A 16,568-nucleotide genomic window follows, 5' to 3' on the forward strand; every position below is an offset into this window, starting at 1 on the left:
TTCTCGGCGGTGGGGCCCCCGGGGGGCGGGGGGCCCGCTGGCGCGGGCGGGCGCCGGGGGGGCGGGGGCCGCCGCCGCCCACCCCCCGGCGGGGCGCCCCCCCCCCCCCCCCCCCCCCCTCGTCGTCTCCGCCGAGGGGAGGGCCGCGCAGCGGCTTATTGCGGATCCCCGGGCACTACCGCCCCAATATGGGGAGCGGGCGCAGCCAACGGGCGGATCTTACGCTTCCATCAACGTGGTGGCCGTTTTTAGCGTCCTGCCAAGGAACCCGCGACCCCGCCGACACTGAAGTATTTGTTCAGGGCCGCAAAGACGATCGCCGGAGGCAGCATCATGATGACGGCGACGGCCATAACCGAACCCCAGTCTGTTGAATGCTGCTGGAAGAACGTTTGAACACCGATGGGCAGCGTAAACGTCCCTGAGGACCGCAGGAAGATACTGGCCACCAGGTAGTCGTTCCAGGCCATCAGGAACGTGAAGATGGCTGTCGAGAGGATTCCCGGCAACGAATTCTTCATGACGATGTGCCAGAAGCTACCGAATACAGAAGCCCCGTCAATCCAGGCCGCCTCTTCCAGGCTGTCTGGAATGCCGTCCATGTACGAAGCCATCATCCAGGTTGATACGGACATTGAACTGGCGACGTAGAGGATGGTGATCCCGATCAGGTTATCGGCCAGGCCCATACCGGAGAACAAAATGAACAATGGAATGACCGACGTAATGACGGGAAGTGACTGGATCACGAAGAGCAGGAGCGAGTAACCTTCCACGAGCCGGCTTCGGCCACGGGAAAGCACATAACCGGCGGGTGCGGCTACAAGGACGGACACAACAACAGTTGCCAGTGTTACCTGAAGGCTGTTGAGTAGCCATGCCACTACTTCGGTGTCGGCGAGGACATGGATGAAGTTATCCAGTGTCACACCGCCGGTGCCGTTGTTTGACCTCAGGGACAGGATGAATGTTCCTGCGATAGGGACCAAGGCAACGCTTGCGACGACGATCAGGATCCAGAACCGCTTCCATTTGCCGCGGTCCGCCGGGTCCATATTCCTGCGCACCTGGGTGCCTGGGCTTCGGGTGAGGCTGGTGGTTGTCATTCGACTCTCGACTTTCGGATCTGCCGGAACAGGATCGTTGCGACCGTCGCCAGCGCAACAGTCATCATGAATGCGATGGCCACCCCGGGTCCGGTTTGGAAGTTCTGGAAAACCGTCCGGTAGGCCAGGACCACGAGGGTGCTTGTTGAGCCCACCGGGCCACCGTGCGTCAGGAGGTAGATGGCTGGGAATTCGTTGACGCAGAAGATCGTCATGAGCACCCAGGAAATATAGGTGGGCTTGGCGATGATGGGCAGTGTCATGTGGATGAACTGCTGGCGCGGTGTGGCGCCGTCGATCTTTGCGGCTTCATAGATGCTCTCGTCCACTGACGTAAGCGCAGCACTCATCATGAGCATCATGAACGGGAAATTCAGCCAGACGATGAACAGGCACACCGTGACCTGTGCAAGGAACGGATCTGACAAGAACCGCACTTCGCCCAGTCCTAACGTCCGGAACAGCGAGGGGATGGGGCTGGAATCAGTCGCCAGCAGCCAGTTCCAGGAAGTGGACGAAACGACAACCGGAACCACCCAAGGCAGCAGCAGGATGGTTTTCAGAAAACCCCGGGCCGGGATGCGCTTCTGAAGCAGAAGGGCAAGGCCCAGTCCTGAAATCCAGCTTCCGAAGACACCTGTGAAGGTGAAGACAAGAGTGAACCCCGCAGCCTTCCAGAACGCTTCCCCACCCAGGACACGGGCGAAGTTATCCAGACCCACGAACTCGCCGGAGTTGATCAGGGAGCCGTTGTGAACGGCCTGGAATGCAGCGTAAGCAATGGGGTACGCATTGGTCAGCAACAGGATCAGGACCGATGGCGCGATCAGCAATGCCATTGTCGAACGCGATTGTCCGGGCACCTGCTGACGGCGCCGTTGGTTCCGCCTTTTGGTGGGGGCTACTTCCCCCTGCCGGGCGGCACCATGCTGCCCGGCGGGAGGACGAACAAGTGAAGATTGCTGAGTCATGACGAGGTAACAGACTTGATATCGCCATGGAGTTTAGTGAGAGCTGTCTTGGCGTCGGTCTTGCCTCCGAGCAGCGTCTGGCAGAAGTCCGCCATAGCTTGTCCACCGTCGATCGCTGCAAGCTTGGCGGAGGACTGTGAACCCTGTGAAGCAAGGGTCTTGGCTACTGGCTGCCACTTGTTGACGATGTCGACGTTGGACTGGCTTGCTGTGAAGAACGATGCCTCCGCGATGGACTTCAGCGCGGGAAGCTGGGTTACCAGCTTCTTCTCCCACAGCACCTTCATGTTCTTCAGGTAGTGGGTGACAAAAGCTTCGGATGCTTCCAGGGACGGAGTGTTTTTGTACATCATGATGTTGTTGACGTACTGGATGGTGCCGGTGTCGCCGTGGGGTCCCTTGAGCGGGTCCATGACCACGATGTCCTTGTCAGCAAGCTGATCGTCCAGGCCGAGGTAGTAGAAACCCATGCCGACCTTCTTGTTGGTCCACTGGGTAACCAGGTCGTCGTCCTTGAGGCTCACTGCGCCCGGATCGGTCAATCCAGCCTTTACTGCTTCGATGACGAATTCGGCCGTTTCGGTGTTCCGTTCGGTGACGATGTCGAGTTCGCCGCCTTCGTTGAAGAGGCCGCCGCCATTGTTGATCATCAGGCTCAGGATTGCCATGGGGCCGAAGTTGCCGCTACCGCCACTGATGCCCCAGGCGTAGTAGCCCTTCGCAGCGATCTTCTTGCCTGCTTCCAGGAACTCATCCCAGGTGGTCGGCGCCGCCACGCCTGCGGCGTCCAGGACTGACTTGCGGTACCAGAGCGTCTGGATGTCCACGGCCCATGGAACGGCGACGTAGCCCTCCGGTGTCTTCATGGCGTCCAGGACGTGTGGAAGGAAATCGTCGTAGAGCCCGTCCGATTTGAACGATTCGATGAGCTTGTCCGCGTACTCCACGGCGCCTTGGGCAGCATATTGGAACGACTGGAAGCCGCCGCCGGTCGAGACTGCAGGGCCGGTCTTTGAAGCGATGGCCGACGAGTAGGTCTCGTTGAAGCCGTTCCACAGAACTTGCTGGTATCCGATGTCCTTGATGTTGCCGGCACCTTGGAATGACTTGGCGAGCTTCTCGGCTTCTTCTGCGTAGCCGGTAGGGCCCCAAGGCATGTCCCAAAATTTCAGGGTGGTGGAACCGGCGGCGTTGCCGCTTCCACCTCCTGCTGCACATGCGGACATCGAGGCCGTCAACGCAGCCGCTCCTGCCAGGGAGATAAAGCCGCGCCGGGACAGGTTACTGACCAGCGATGAGTTGTTGTTCATGACTATTCCTCCGGATTAACTGATGGGTTGGGGGGAGTGTTGACCGACGCGTCGAATCACGTCGCTCAGGTAGTGGAAACTCTTGGTTGCGGCATCCAACGACCCACATTCAACGGAGAGAACGGTGTCGTGGTTAGCGGATGCCAGGGTGCGAACGATGCGTTCCCAGTCAATGACGCCCTCGCCGCAGGCACACCCAAGCATTCCGCGGACTTTCCCGCGGTACTTCCTGGCGTCCTCTACGGAGATATCTTTCGCGTGAAGGTGGGTAACGTTGGAGATGATGTCTTCCAGCCAAGCGTGAGGATCGTTCTCACTCAGGTAACTGTTTCCGGTGTCCAGGTTGATGGTGAGGACGGGTGTGTCCACGAGCTTCATCAGCCGGTCCGGCCCTTCGGGGGTTGCCGTATAGGGGCCGTGGGTTTCGATAGCGATGGCGATGCCGCGAGGCTCTGCAACCATGGCCGCCTCTTGAAGGGTGTACTTCATCAAGGTGAAGTTTTCTTCCTCCGTAGTCCAGACAGGCACGGGACCGTCGTCGACCATAATCATGGGAGCGCCGCACTCAGCTGCATAGCGGACGGCCTGTTTGAGGTAATCCACAGCGATGTCCGGTTTGGCCAGTGGAGCATGACTGGAGATCGACGAGATCTGCAGTCCACGGCTTTCCGCCGCATGCTTTAGCTTCAGCGGGTCATCCAGCATGGACCTGCTGTGAAAGTAGCCAGCCTCGCTCAAGAGTTCACGGCCCCAGTGGACCATGGGCTCCACGTATCGGAAGCCGATTTCCGCCGCGCGGTCCATAGCCCAGTCAAACGAACCGTTTTCGTAGCGTGCAAACTCGAGATTGAGGCCCAGCTTGATCTCACCCATGGCTTTACCTCGTCAGAATCCGCGCTGCGCGACGTATTCGTCGCGGGTTTCGCCGTGATATGCGGGGACGGCGATGTCCCACCACCCGGTGGGGTGCATCTCGCTCCAAGGAAGCTCGTGCGCGCTCATGGCTTCGATGACGACAGGGCCGTCCGTAGCGAAACCGCGCTCGATTGCCTCTGCAAGCCGTGCCGGATCCTCGACTCGTTCAGCGGTACATCCCAGGGAACGCGCGAACTCGGAAATGTTTGCGAAGTAGGGTTTTCCGTCTGGAGTACACCAGTTGGTGATGAGCCGCCGATCGGCCCCGAACAGGCTGATTTGGAGGTCCTTGATTGCCTCCCAGCCTCCGTTGTTCAAAACAACGACCACCAGGGGTGTGCCCAGCATGACTGCGGTTGAAAGCTCGGTTCCGGTCTGCAGGAAGCTGCCGTCGCCGACCATGGCGAGGACAGGAGTCTCAGGGACTGCGATTTGGGCGCCAATGGCCGCAGGAAGACCGAAACCGATCCCGGACATGCCTCCGGCGACGATGTTGGTCTTCGGCCCGTAGATAGGGAACTCATTGAATGCCTGGTTGGCGGGGTTGCTGGAGTCGGTAACCAGGATGCCCTCCCGGGGAAGAGCTTTGCGGATCTCCACCATGGCCCGCGAATTGGTCATCGGTAGGTAGTCTGTCTCGCGCATTGGGGCAAGGTGGTCCTCCCAGCGCTGCTTGTAGTCCTGGAGTTCTTCGAAGTATTCCGTGCCGTGGTAGTCGGGGCCGTCGCCGAGCAACTCCCGCAGCAACGCCAAGGAAGTCTTCGCGTCACCGACGATCCCCACCTCGACGGGGTAATTGCGTCCAATCTCGAAACCATCGATGTCGATCTGGACAAGCTTGGTTCTGGAGGGGATGTTGAAGGTTGTGCCCTCTTTGTAGGAGGAAGTGATGCGGTCGCTGAAACGGCAGCCGACGGCGAGAATGACGTCGGCTTGGGTCGTCATGCGATTTCCCGGGATGGAGCCCATGTCACCACAGGGCCAGGCGTACAGGTCGTGGTCTGCGGGGAAGGCGCCCTTGCCCATGAAGGAGTGTGTAACGGGGGCACCAAGCCGCTCGGCGATCGAGCGAAGTTCCTCGCTGGCTTCAGCTGCGATGACGCCGCCGCCAGCGAGAATTACGGGACGCTTGGACGAAGCCAGCAGGGCCGCTGCTTCAGCGATGGTCCGTGCATCGCCAGTGGGCCGTGTGTGTGCACGCCGGTCTCCTGGAATGTGTCCGTAGTTCCCGTATTCGGCCTGCAGGTCCTGGGGCACGTCTACGAGAACGGGTCCTTTACGGCCTTCGTTCATGGTGTTGAACGCTTGGGCCATGACAGTGGGAATCTGTTCGAGGCGGTTGGGCTGCCACCAGCGCTTGACAACCGGTTCCGCCATCCGGGGGAAGTTGTTACCGTGGGGGCGGTCGATTTCCTGAAGGACGCCGCGGTTTTCCATATACGTGTGGACGGCGCCGGTGATGAGAATGAATGGCTGGGAGTCGGCGAAGGCTGTTACCAGGCCGGTCAGCGTATTGGTGGCCCCAGGGCCGATGGAGGTGCACACCGCGGCAATCCTGCCGGAGGCGCGGTAATACCCGTCCGCCATGTGTGCAGCACCTTGCTCGTGCATGGCTGGTATCACTTGGATTTCATCCGAGCGATCCACGAAGGCGTCCAAGAGCGCGGTGTTGCCATGGCCGGGCACGGCAAAGACTCGATCAACGCCTTCGCGGATGAGGCAGTCGACAATCATTTGTCCGCCGGTCAGCTGCTTCTCAGTCATTGTGGTTACTTCCTGTAAGTACGGGTGTTATCGGTAGAAATTGGTTCTGACGTGTTGCTGCCCAATGCTGGCTGGCACCAGGCACAATGTGGTCCGCTACGCGGAACGCGTTCGCGGCGATCGTCAGGGCCGGGTTCATCACGGGTAGCGATGGGAAGAAGGACGAGTCGACGACGAAAAGGTTGTCGACATCGTGGGTGCGGCAGGTGGGATCGAGCACGGATGTGCGGGGGTCCTCCCCTGCCCTGATGGTCCCTGCCTGATGGGAATTCACGGCAATTCCTGTGGTCTCACTGAAGATCATGGGATAGCCCATCTTCTGCAGGATTCGCTTGACCTTTTTGACAAGGAGCTGGTGGGCCCGGACATTGTTGGGTTTCCAGTTGATTTGAATTGCCTTGTCGTCCCTCAGGGTCACGCGGTTTTCGGGGTCCGGAAGATCCTCGGTGAACAGCCACCAGTCCAGGCTGTGCCCGGCGGCGATATCCAACGCCCATTTGGGAATGAAAGGCTTTTGTCCAACCAGCATGGCGCCTTGAAGCTTCCCGATCAGCTGAACGTGGCCGAGTGGATAGGGAAAGTCCTTGGTGCCCTTGAGGAGGTAGTCGTTGAAATAGAGCGTCTTCTGGAAGTCGACTTTGTTTCGCTTGGGATGGAAGGCAACCATGATGCTGTTGTTGTGCACCATATAGTTCCGGCCGAGCATGCCCGAAGAATTGGCGAGCCCGTTGGGATGCTGATCATCCGCCGATCTCAGCAAAAGAGCTGCGGAGTTGACCGCACCACATGAAACGACGACCTTGCCGGCCTCGACCACGATGCTCCGGCCTCCTACAACGAGCTCGACGCCGGTAGCCGTCTGCCCCGCAGCATCCGTCAGCACCTTCTCGGCGTAGGCACCGGTCAGGATTTCGACGTTTCCGGATTCAAGGGCGGGCCGAACGCAGGCGACATCGGCGTCCATTTTTGCCAGGACCCTGCATGGAAAACCATCGCAGGTCCGGCAACGGAGGCACGCCCCGCCCTGGCGCCAGTCGATCCCCAAGGGAATATTCGACGGAGTAAGTCCCTGCCGGCGCAAACCATCCGCGACCGCTTGAATTTCCGGCTCGTGCCCGATCGCGGGATAGGGGAATGGTTCGGACCTGGGCAAGGTTGGGTCATCGTCGTGATCGCCATGCACTTTGTAGACGTGTTCTGCACGTGAGTAGTACGGCGCCAAAGCGTCATAGTCGAATGGCCACCGAGGCGAAGTTCCCTCCTCATGCTCGGAGGCGGAAAAATCTTCGCGCCGGAAACGCACCAGCGAGGAGCCGTAGAACTTAGTGTTGCCGCCAACGTAGTAATACGTCCCGGGGTTGAAAGCCTCACCGGTCTCGGAGTACCACTTTTCGGCATTCTTGTAGCGCCCCTGTTCGAAGACCGCATCCGGGTCCCAGTTCTCCGGCTCCTGGGGAACGAATCCTCCACGCTCTACAAGGAGAACGCTTGCCCCGCTGTCTTTCAGGGCATATGCGAGAGTGCCGCCACCCATGCCGCTGCCGATGATTACGACGTCATAGTTCGTATGTGCTGGACCTTCGGTCTGCAAGGAAGGCTGAACAGTCATTCTTCAAAACCTCTCGATTGTAGCCATCGCTGGTTTGCTTGAGCTTTGGGCTGCTCCATGGACTACGGAGTGCTGTGATTGGGCCAGTGAGGCGCATCACCTATAAGCAAGAGTACACGTTATATTCATTTACTCAAGCATTATCCATGGGTAACGCTTTGCCTATTGGGGCAGCACGTCAGATTTTCCGGTTATGGAGTGATGCCCATCACAAGTTCCAAGACTTTAGTGTACGATCGTACCTAATTAATGTCTAGTGTACGTACGTACATATACAAGGAAGTACTCGGCAGATTGAGAGATTGCCATGGATGATCCGCAGCCAACCGTGGGATCGGGATCCGGCCAGGACGCAGGAGACCGTCTCCGCACCCGGGACAATTCCGGGAGCTCGGCCACGCAGCCACTCCCCGCTCGGAGACGCCGGCGCTTCGACCCGAACCGCAGGGACCGGATTGCGGAGGCGGCCTTGGAAGTTGTGGCCGAATATGGAGTCGCAGAATCAAGCCTCCGGCGGATTGCCGTCAAAGCCGACGTTCCGCTGGGCTCGCTGACGTATCACTTCACGGGGCTGCAGGACCTTCTGGCGACGGCGTTCGAGCGGCTCATAGCCCATGAACTGGACCGGCTTGAGGGTCGGTTTGAAGGAGTCACCGATGCTGCCGGCGCTTCACGAGAACTCTTGATCCTCATCGACGAAGAGGCTTCAAGACCGGCGAGGAGCCTGTGCCTGAGTCGGGAACTCCAGGCCCTTGCACTGAGGGACCCTGAATGCAGAAGGCTTGCCCGGGCATGGATCAATGGCACCACACGGATCCTCCAGCGCCACTTCGACCCTGTCACCGCGGAGATCCTGGAGATCCTTGTGGAGGGCCTGACCGTGCGTCGGTTCTTCTCGTTCACGGACGCTCCAACAGCACTCGCCAAAGACGCCCTGCGCAGGGTGCTTACGCCCGGAAACTCGCCGGCACCCTACCCATGATCGGAGACGCTGATTCGGGCCAAGGGTCCAGCCTGACAGCCCAACGTCGCTAAAGCCTCTTCGCCGGCCGGGTCCCGGCAAGATCGGTTGCCGGAGCGCTGTCGGAGAAGAACAGGCCTGTGCTTGTGGTCGGAGCCGGCCGGGTTGCCACGGAGGCCAGCAGCTTCTCGACCGCCTCGGTGACCAGCCCGCGATCGTAGTCCTGTGGCTCAAAAGCCCTATGTATCGACAACCCCTCAACGAGAGCGTCCAGTTGCCGGGCAACGTCAGGTTCGAAGTGACGCTCAAACGCGGTACGGCTGCGCATCATCCAATCGTGCGTGAGGTGCCGGAATGCCGGTTGCCGGGCCGCCAGGGTGTAGAGCTCCAGCGTCAGCACCAGGGCGTTCCGATCGCCGTAGGTATCCTCAAGGATCATCTCAACAACGGCCGCTTTCACGTCCTCGACTGATTCCGCCTCGTTCATGCGTCGCTCGAAGCGGTCGCTGATTCGGGTGGCGAAAAGCGTGAACGCCTCGTGGAGCAGCTGGTCCATGCCATCGAAGTGGTACGTCATTGAGCCCAAGGGAACGTCTGCCAAGGCCGCGACTTTTCGATGCGACGTTCCGGCGACGCCTTCTGCCGCGATCAGATCCAAGGCGGCTTCGATGATCCGGTCGCGCCTGTCCGGGTCAGTTCTCCGGGTTGTCATATGCCCCACCTAACCGATTGATTTGATCACCTTTGCGGGGCTTCCCACAGCCAAGACGTCCGCAGGCAAATCCTTGGTAACAACTGAACCGGCACCCACAACACTGTTCTCGCCTATGGTCACGCCCGCCAGCACAATGACTCCCCCACCCAGCCAAACATTGTCACCAATGACGATTGGCTTCGCTGCCTCCAACTTGTCCCGCCGAGGCTTGGCCTCCAGAGGATGGGTTGGCGTCAAAAGCTGAACGTTAGGACCGATCTGGCAGTCGCTGCCGATCCGGATCGGGGCTACATCCAAAGCGGTCAGGTTGTAGTTGATGAACGTTCCGGATCCCACGGTCACGTTGAACCCATAATCAACATAAATAGGTGCGCGAATGTGGGAGTCCGCACCCATGGCACCCAGCAATTCACGGGCGACAGCCTGAGCGGCTTCGACGTCGTCCAGGAATGCCGCGTGAAATTCCCCCGCAAGCCGGATTGCCCGCTGCTGTTTGGCCGTGATGTCCTGGTCGTCGGAGATGTAGAAGTCGCCTGAAATCATCCGCTCGTAGTTAGTGCGAGGGTCGCCAAGGAAGTAGTCAGAGGCCATATGTACAACTGTACTAAACACGGGCTAACACCACTCGCGCCTTTGCTGCGGCCTACGACGTGAACGTCTTCGTGGGCTCGATTGTCCACGCAGTTCTGTGCAGGACAGTGGCTACGCGGCGACGGAACCCGACCAGTCGCGTCCGTCTCGCCTTCGCTGCCTCAACCACCGTCGGGGCATGCGGAAGGGCACTTTGTGCCCTCTGATCCAGCTGGGTAAGAAAGAGGGCTACTGGGTGCGTATTAATCATTGAATTCTCCGACTATGCGTCACGGGGCGACGACCATGGGCTTGTGGTGCGCGGACTTCAAGGGTTGGGGGCTGCCCCGAGGCTTGCAGTTACCACTGCCCGTAGATGAGATCCAAGCAACTGAGGCCGGTCCCTGGCCCGCGCTCCACTATTCTAAATCACCCGGCGTACGTTCGTACACATCGCAGCTGGATCTGCCCTTGGGCTACCCGGCGTCCAGCATGCTTACCGCCCCTTCAACACGTAGCGTCTTTCAGGACGTCCGACGCCGTACTTGAGTCTGACCTCCAGCGCCCCCTCGTCGTGGAGGTACTCCAGGTAGCGGCGGGCACTGACGCGCGAGGTCCCGAGTTGCTCGGCAACCTCCGCTGCGGACACGTCGCCCGCAGCGGACCTGAGTGCGGCCTCCACCAGTTCGAGGGTTTCCACGCTGCAGCCCTTGGGCAGGGTCCGTTCGGAAACGCCGAGCCCGAACACACGGTTCACATCGGACTGCTCGGCCTCTACCTTGGACGCGTCCAAGCCCTGGTAGGCGCTGAGATAGTGCTCCAACCGCTCCTGAAGGTCCGACTGGGAGAACGGCTTGATCAGGTAGTGGACGATCCCACCGCGCAGGGCTTTCCGCACGGTTTCAACTTCACGGGCTGCGCTGATCACCAGCACGTCCAGGTCCGGTGCAACGTCGCGGAGTTGGTGCATGAGGTCCAGCCCGTTGATGTCCGGGAGGTGGATGTCCAGCAACACGAGGTCCGGTTGCAGCCGCTCAGTCTCAACCACGGCCTGGGCACCCGTGTGCGCCACGCCTACCACCTCGAACCCCGTGGTCCTCTGGATGAACCCTGCGTGGACCTTGGCCACCATGAAGTCGTCGTCAACAATCAGTACCTTGATCACGGCCGCTTTGCCCCTTTGCCTGAGTCTGAATCCCGCTTGCTGAACCGCGCGGTGAACACTGCCCCGTTGTCGTTGGACACCGAAAGGTCGCCTCCGGACCGCCAGCAGATCACCCGGGACAACGCCAATCCGAATCCCCGCGCATCGCCCGGCCCGGGGTCCTTCGTGGAGAAACCCTGCCGGAAAATGTCCTCTGCGGAGCCCGTGGGCACACCGGGACCGTTGTCCCGGACGGTGACTGTGACCTCGTCCCGTGAAACAACAACGAGCACGCGGACCGAGGCCCCGGCGAGGCCAGTGACGGCGTCGAACGCGTTATCCACCAGGTTTCCCACCACGGTGGTGAGGTCTCGCGACAGTTCTTCGTTGACGCGCGGCAGCGCGGACTGCGGATCAAGCTGCAGCTCCACGCCACGTTCGGTGGCGAGGCTGGCTTTGGCGATCAAGAGGGCGGCGAGCGCGGGATCCTCGATGCGGCTGGTGACGTCGTCATTAAGCCGGGTGCGGTCCACGGTGGCGCCATTGACGAACTGAACCACGGAATCGTATTCGCCGATCTGGATGAGGCCGGAAATGACGTGCAGTTGGTTCGCGAATTCGTGGGCCTGGGCCCGCAGGGTGTCGGTGACGGTGCGGGTGGCTCCGAGTTCGCTCTCCAAGGACGACAACTCGGTCCGGTCCCTCAAGGTTGTCACTGATCCGATGTCGCGGCCGTGGGAGCGGAGGGCCACACGGTTCATGACCACCAACCGCTCCCCCACTAGCACCAGCTGGTCGGGGTCGGACTGTTCCCGGGTCAGCACCACTTTCAATGCCGGGTCCACGGACAGGGATCGCAGCTTCTTTCCCACGCAATCCGGGGGCAGTCCCAGGAGTTGGCGGGCGCTCTGGTTGGCCACTGTGATCCGCTCATGGGGATCCAGGGCCACCACGCCTTCCTTCAAGCCCTGCAGCATCGCCTCCCGGTTTTCCACCAGACCCGTGATTTCCCGTGGTTCCATGCCCAGCGTTTGCCGTTTGACGCGTCGGGACAGGAGGAATGAGCCGGCGACACCCAGCACGCTGGCGACACCCAGGTACGTCAGCAGGTTGGGCACGGCATCACCGAGGCGCTCGATGGTGGAGGGATAGTTGCGGCTGATCGAGGCTACGCCGATCATGACTCCGGAGTCGTCCAGGACAGGGACGTGGGCAGAGAGCACGGCGCCTCCGCTGCCTGGCAAAACCCCGGTCCACGCCCTGCCTTCCATCACGCGGCTCTCACCGAGGGGCAGCGGCTGACCCACCAGGCTGGGATCGGACGACGCCACCACCGTACCGTCGAGTTTGGCGAGCGCCACATGGGATGATCCGGACACGGTGCGGACTGATTCGGCCACGGCGGGAAGGGCTGAACCGGCGCGGGGTTCCGCGGTGGGCAGCAAAGCGCGCACCGTGGGGTTGTTGCCCAAGGCTTCCGCGGCGGACAGCGCACGACGCCCCTCGGTCCGCTCGAATACTGCGGCTGATTGGGCAAGGGAGATGGCGACTACAGCCACGAGAACGGCCAGGACAATGAGCAGCTGCAGCACAAGGTATTGCCCGGCCAGGGACATCCCTCTTCTTCGAGACCGTCGAGTCACTGCGTGGATTCCTTTAAGTGGAGCCGGATGCGGGTGGGCTGGCAGGGCCCGCTGCGTGGCGTACCGGAACTATACCCCAGCGGCACGGAAGACCAGCTCAGACGGCCAGAACCCGTGAACGCAATGAACTTAAAGATCACTGCGAACACAAGAGTGACCGCCGTCACGTGCGCACCTAGCATCAAGTGAACGGGGCACAACGCTGATCGCCCTGCACCGAATTTTCGATGATGAGAAGAGGAACACCATGCGCCAGATCCGCGCATTGCGAGTCGCCGCCGTCGCCGCCGGCATCGCCCTGATGGCCACCGGTTGCGGTGCCACAGGCAAGAACTCCACCGGTTCTGAGAGTACCGGCGCTGCAGGACCGCTGACCGGTTTCCAGATCATGGTTCCGAACACTCCGGGCGGTGGCTACGACACCACAGCAAGGGCAGCCGCGAAGGTCCTTGATGACGAGAAGATCTCCACCAATACCGAGGTATTCAACCTGGCGGGCGCCGGTGGCACCGTGGGCCTGGCCCGCATTGTCAACGAGAAGGGCAACGGCGACCTCACCATGCTCATGGGCCTCGGCGTCGTGGGAGCCAGCTACACCAACAAGTCGGAGTCGAAGCTGACCGAGACCACCCCGTTGGCAAAGCTCATTGAGGAACCCGGGGCCATCATGGTCGGCAAGGACTCCCCGTACAAGACGATCGATGACCTGGTGAAAGCCTGGAAGGCCAACCCGGGTTCCATCGCCGTCGGCGGCGGCTCCTCGCCCGGCGGCCCGGACCACCTCCTGCCGATGCAGTTGGCAGGCGCTGTTGGCATCGACGCCACCAAGGTCAACTTTGTCTCCTACGACGGCGGCGGCGACCTTCTGCCTGCCATCCTCGGCAACAAGCTTGGCTTCGCCGCTTCCGGCGCAGGCGAGTACCTGCAGCAGATCAAGTCCGGCGAAATCCGCGTGCTGGCTACCAGCGGCGAGAACCGTCTGGAAGGCGTGGATGCCCCCACGTTGAAGGAATCCAACATTGACCTGGTCTTCACCAACTGGCGCGGTATCGTGGCCCCTCCGGGCATCAGCGAGGACGACAAGAAGTCCTTGATCGCAGCGCTGGAGAAGATGCACGCATCTGCCGGTTGGAAGGAAGCGCTGAAGACCCATAGCTGGTCTGACGCGTTCGTTACCGGCGACGAATTCCAGACCTTCCTGACCGACCAGGACAAGCGCGTGGCGGATGTCCTCACCAAGCTCGGGTTGGCGTGAGCTCCATAGCCACAGGCCTGAAAGGCCGCGCCGAGCTGGGGGTAGCCCTCCTGCTCGGCGTGGTCGGCGTCCTGGTCTTCCTGGACGCGAACGGCCTGGTGACCCCATATTCACAGTCCGACCCTGTGGGTCCGAAGACTGTTCCATTCATTGTTTCCGGGCTGCTGATCATCTGCGCCATCCTCCTTGCCATCAATGTCCTGCGTGGCGGCAAAGGTGAGGCCGAAGGCGGCGAGGACGTCGACCTGGCCCACCCTGCGGACTGGAAGACCGTCCTCCCCTTGGCCGGAGCCTTCATCCTCAACATCCTGCTCATCGACTGGGCCGGCTGGGTCATTTCCGGGACCGTCCTGTTCTGGGGCAGCGTCCTTGCCTTGGGCAGCCGCCGCTACATTCGTGATGGCCTGATCTCCATCGCCCTCTCCCTGCTGACCTTCTACGGCTTCTACCTCGGCCTGGGCATCGCACTGCCGGCCGGACTCCTGGAAGGAATCCTCTAATGGACGTCTGGTCCTCCCTGATGGACGGTTTCGCCACCGCCCTGACCCCCATGAACCTCTTGTTCGCCGTGATCGGCGTGCTGCTGGGGACCGCCGTCGGCGTTCTTCCCGGGCTGGGCCCGGCCATGACCGTCGCGCTGCTGCTGCCCGTCACTGCTGCGCTGGAACCCACCAGCGCCTTCATCATGTTCGCCGGCATCTACTACGGCGGCATGTTCGGCGGTTCCACCACCTCCATCCTGCTGAACACACCGGGTGAATCGTCGTCAGTGGTGACGGCCATCGAAGGCAACAAGATGGCCAAAGCGGGCAGGGCCGCGCAGGCCCTCGCTACCGCCGCCATCGGCTCGTTCATCGCCGGTACCATCGGCACGGCCCTGCTGGCAGTGTTCGCACCCATCGTGGTGCAGTTTGCCGTGAGCTTGGGCGCTCCGAGCTACTTCGCCATCATGGTCCTCGCCCTGCTGGCAGTGACTGCCGTCCTGGGTTCATCAAGGCTCCGCGGTTTCGCTTCGCTTGCCCTCGGCCTGGCCATCGGACTGGTGGGCATCGACTCCGTGACCGGCCAACGCCGCCTGACCTTCGGCCAGCCCTTGCTGGTGGACGGCCTGGACATCGTAGTGGTCGCGGTCGCGATCTTCGCCGTGGGTGAAGCCCTCTGGGTTGCCGCCCACCTCCGCCGCACTCCCCTCCACGTCATTCCGGTAGGCCGCCCGTGGATGGGCAAAAAGGACTGGTCCCGTTCCTGGAAGCCTTGGTTGCGCGGCACCGCTTTTGGCTTCCCGTTCGGCGCTTTGCCCGCCGGTGGCGCCGAAATCCCCACCTTCCTCTCCTATGTCACCGAGAAACGGCTCAGCAAGCATCCGGAGGAGTTCGGCAAGGGCGCCATCGAAGGCGTCGCCGGACCCGAGGCCGCCAACAACGCCGCCGCCGCCGGGACACTGACCCCGATGCTCGCCCTCGGCCTGCCCACCAACGCAACAGCCGCCGTCATGCTCGCGGCCTTCACGTCCTACGGCATCCAGCCCGGCCCGCAATTGTTCTCGAGCCAGGGCCCCTTGGTCTGGGCGTTGATCGCCAGCCTCTTCATCGGCAACTTCCTGCTACTGCTCATCAACCTGCCCTTGGCACCGGTCTGGGCCAAGCTGCTGCAGCTCCCCCGCCCGTACCTCTACGCGGGCATCCTGTTCTTCGCCACGCTGGGCGCCTACTCGGTCAACCTGCAAGCTTTCGATCTTGTGATCCTGCTGGTACTCGGCGCACTGGGATTCATGATGCGGCGCTTCGGACTTCCGGTCCTGCCGCTGATCCTCGGAGTTATCCTTGGTCCGCGCATCGAAGGCCAGCTCCGTAAGACGTTGCAGCTGAGCGCCGGCGACCCCGCAGGCCTCTTCAGCGAACCCATCGCGATCGTGGTCTACATCATCGTGGCGATCATCCTGGTATGGCCGTTTGTCTACAAGCTCATCCGGCGCAACCTTCCTGCGAAGAGCCCTCTGCTCCCGGCCAATTCGGGCGCTGCCGACTACAGCGACTGACCAACCCATTTCACGACAACAAGTTTCGGTACAACAAGGAGAAACCATGACCATCGTGGTGGGATACGTCCCCACACCAGAAGGCGAAGCGGCTTTGACGCAGGCCATCGCCGAGGCCAAGAAGAGCAACGACACCCTGTTGGTCATCAACTCGTCCAAGGGCGATGCCTTGGTGGACAACCGCTACGCGCAGCAGCCGGATATCCAGAGCATCGAGGAACGCCTGGCCGAGCACGGCATCCAGCACATCATCAAGCAGCCGGTCCGCGGCCATGATGCAGCTGCCGAAGTCCTGGACGCCGCCGACGAGAACGATGCCGATCTGATTGTCATCGGCCTGCGCCGGCGCAGCCCGGTAGGCAAGCTCATCATGGGCAGCGTCTCCCAGCGGATCCTGTTGGAAGCGGACTGCCCGGTGCTGGCGGTCAAAGCGGACTAACGTCAGAGGGCACGCCCGGGGGGGGGGGGGGGGGGGGGCCCCCCCCGCCCCCCCCCCCCCCCCCCCCCCCCCAGACAGCCGCCGAACGCAGAAACAAAAAAAAACAAGGCGGGGCAGCACACAAACAA

Annotated in this window: 15 protein-coding genes; 5 read left to right on the plus strand and 10 right to left on the minus strand. The window is 61.5% G+C overall.

The genetic code is table 11. The features are described 5' to 3' along the window. Window positions 1-248: 248 nt before the first annotated feature. The 6 genes from LN996_RS21060 to LN996_RS21085 form a co-directional block, all read right to left on the minus strand. The gene (locus LN996_RS21060) at window positions 249-1,106 is read right to left on the minus strand and encodes a carbohydrate ABC transporter permease (protein WP_231342863.1); all 858 of its coding nucleotides are present in this window, start codon (window positions 1,104-1,106) and stop codon (window positions 249-251) included. Continuing rightward, entirely contained in the window at window positions 1,103-1,945 is an 843-nt protein-coding gene (locus tag LN996_RS21065) for a carbohydrate ABC transporter permease (RefSeq protein ID WP_231342866.1), read from the minus strand. Before LN996_RS21065 ends, LN996_RS21060 begins: the two co-directional genes overlap by 4 nt. Window positions 1,946-2,073: 128 nt before the next feature. Continuing rightward, the gene (locus LN996_RS21070; RefSeq protein ID WP_231342868.1) at window positions 2,074-3,387 is read right to left on the minus strand and encodes an ABC transporter substrate-binding protein; all 1,314 of its coding nucleotides are present in this window, start codon (window positions 3,385-3,387) and stop codon (window positions 2,074-2,076) included. A 15-nt stretch (window positions 3,388-3,402) separates the two neighbouring features. Then, complete coding sequence (locus LN996_RS21075) at window positions 3,403-4,260, minus strand: sugar phosphate isomerase/epimerase (protein WP_231342870.1); 858 nt, start codon at window positions 4,258-4,260, stop codon at window positions 3,403-3,405. Window positions 4,261-4,272: 12 nt separating this feature from the next. Further along, a complete protein-coding gene (locus LN996_RS21080; protein WP_231342875.1) occupies window positions 4,273-6,066 on the minus strand; it encodes a thiamine pyrophosphate-binding protein in 1,794 nt (597 codons plus the stop codon). Then, entirely contained in the window at window positions 6,059-7,675 is a 1,617-nt protein-coding gene (locus LN996_RS21085; RefSeq protein ID WP_231342876.1) for a GMC family oxidoreductase, read from the minus strand. The genes LN996_RS21080 and LN996_RS21085 overlap by 8 nt, the downstream gene beginning before the upstream one ends. 307 nt (window positions 7,676-7,982) lie before the next feature. Here LN996_RS21085 and LN996_RS21090 point away from each other — a divergent pair, with 307 nt between their 5' ends. Beyond that, on the plus strand, window positions 7,983-8,657 hold the full coding sequence (locus tag LN996_RS21090) for a TetR/AcrR family transcriptional regulator (protein ID WP_231342877.1): 675 nt from the start codon (window positions 7,983-7,985) through the stop codon (window positions 8,655-8,657). A gap of 49 nt (window positions 8,658-8,706) precedes the next feature. Here the strand turns inward: LN996_RS21090 and LN996_RS21095 are convergent, their stop codons facing one another. From LN996_RS21095 to LN996_RS21110, 4 genes are all read right to left on the minus strand, one after another. Then, window positions 8,707-9,348, minus strand: a complete 642-nt coding sequence (locus LN996_RS21095) for a TetR/AcrR family transcriptional regulator (RefSeq protein WP_231342879.1) — start codon at window positions 9,346-9,348, stop codon at window positions 8,707-8,709. Window positions 9,349-9,357: 9 nt separating this feature from the next. Next, window positions 9,358-9,942 carry a sugar O-acetyltransferase gene (locus LN996_RS21100; protein ID WP_231342880.1) on the minus strand — a complete coding sequence of 195 codons (585 nt, stop codon included), beginning with the start codon at window positions 9,940-9,942 and terminating at the stop codon, window positions 9,358-9,360. Between the two features lie 475 nt (window positions 9,943-10,417). Next, window positions 10,418-11,086, minus strand: a complete 669-nt coding sequence (locus LN996_RS21105) for a response regulator (protein WP_231342882.1) — start codon at window positions 11,084-11,086, stop codon at window positions 10,418-10,420. Then, window positions 11,083-12,681, minus strand: coding sequence for a sensor histidine kinase (locus LN996_RS21110; protein WP_231342884.1), 1,599 nt, complete (start codon window positions 12,679-12,681; stop codon window positions 11,083-11,085). Before LN996_RS21110 ends, LN996_RS21105 begins: the two co-directional genes overlap by 4 nt. A 274-nt stretch (window positions 12,682-12,955) precedes the next feature. Between LN996_RS21110 and LN996_RS21115 the strand changes: the two genes are divergently transcribed. From LN996_RS21115 to LN996_RS21130, 4 genes are read left to right on the plus strand one after another with little or no spacing between them, the layout of a single operon-like run. After that, window positions 12,956-13,963, plus strand: a complete 1,008-nt coding sequence (locus LN996_RS21115; RefSeq protein WP_231342885.1) for a tripartite tricarboxylate transporter substrate binding protein — start codon at window positions 12,956-12,958, stop codon at window positions 13,961-13,963. Continuing rightward, a complete protein-coding gene (locus LN996_RS21120) occupies window positions 13,960-14,463 on the plus strand; it encodes a tripartite tricarboxylate transporter TctB family protein (RefSeq protein WP_231342888.1) in 504 nt (167 codons plus the stop codon). Before LN996_RS21115 ends, LN996_RS21120 begins: the two co-directional genes overlap by 4 nt. After that, window positions 14,463-16,001 (plus strand): tripartite tricarboxylate transporter permease, encoded by a 1,539-nt coding sequence (locus tag LN996_RS21125; RefSeq protein WP_231342892.1) that lies wholly within the window; start codon window positions 14,463-14,465, stop codon window positions 15,999-16,001. The genes LN996_RS21120 and LN996_RS21125 overlap by 1 nt, the downstream gene beginning before the upstream one ends. A gap of 46 nt (window positions 16,002-16,047) precedes the next feature. Beyond that, window positions 16,048-16,440, plus strand: coding sequence for a universal stress protein (locus LN996_RS21130; RefSeq protein WP_231342893.1), 393 nt, complete (start codon window positions 16,048-16,050; stop codon window positions 16,438-16,440). The last annotated feature ends 128 nt before the right edge of the window (window positions 16,441-16,568 follow it).

It is taken from the genome of Arthrobacter sp. AK01, assembly GCF_021109375.1.
Lineage (GTDB): Bacteria > Actinomycetota > Actinomycetes > Actinomycetales > Micrococcaceae > Arthrobacter.

What these genes read in the sequence shown, in the direction of transcription:
- LN996_RS21060 (WP_231342863.1), bottom strand. Translation starts at nt 1,106, where the DNA reads ATGACAACCACCAGCCTCACCCGAAGCCCAGGCACCCAGGTGCGCAGG.
- LN996_RS21065 (WP_231342866.1), bottom strand. Translation starts at nt 1,945, where the DNA reads ATGGCATTGCTGATCGCGCCATCGGTCCTGATCCTGTTGCTGACCAAT.
- LN996_RS21070 (WP_231342868.1), bottom strand. Translation starts at nt 3,387, where the DNA reads ATGAACAACAACTCATCGCTGGTCAGTAACCTGTCCCGGCGCGGCTTT.
- LN996_RS21075 (WP_231342870.1), bottom strand. Translation starts at nt 4,260, where the DNA reads ATGGGTGAGATCAAGCTGGGCCTCAATCTCGAGTTTGCACGCTACGAA.
- LN996_RS21080 (WP_231342875.1), bottom strand. Translation starts at nt 6,066, where the DNA reads ATGACTGAGAAGCAGCTGACCGGCGGACAAATGATTGTCGACTGCCTC.
- LN996_RS21085 (WP_231342876.1), bottom strand. Translation starts at nt 7,675, where the DNA reads ATGACTGTTCAGCCTTCCTTGCAGACCGAAGGTCCAGCACATACGAAC.
- LN996_RS21090 (WP_231342877.1), top strand. Translation starts at nt 7,983, where the DNA reads ATGGATGATCCGCAGCCAACCGTGGGATCGGGATCCGGCCAGGACGCA.
- LN996_RS21095 (WP_231342879.1), bottom strand. Translation starts at nt 9,348, where the DNA reads ATGACAACCCGGAGAACTGACCCGGACAGGCGCGACCGGATCATCGAA.
- LN996_RS21100 (WP_231342880.1), bottom strand. Translation starts at nt 9,942, where the DNA reads ATGGCCTCTGACTACTTCCTTGGCGACCCTCGCACTAACTACGAGCGG.
- LN996_RS21110 (WP_231342884.1), bottom strand. Translation starts at nt 12,681, where the DNA reads ATGTCCCTGGCCGGGCAATACCTTGTGCTGCAGCTGCTCATTGTCCTG.
- LN996_RS21115 (WP_231342885.1), top strand. Translation starts at nt 12,956, where the DNA reads ATGCGCCAGATCCGCGCATTGCGAGTCGCCGCCGTCGCCGCCGGCATC.
- LN996_RS21125 (WP_231342892.1), top strand. Translation starts at nt 14,463, where the DNA reads ATGGACGTCTGGTCCTCCCTGATGGACGGTTTCGCCACCGCCCTGACC.
- LN996_RS21130 (WP_231342893.1), top strand. Translation starts at nt 16,048, where the DNA reads ATGACCATCGTGGTGGGATACGTCCCCACACCAGAAGGCGAAGCGGCT.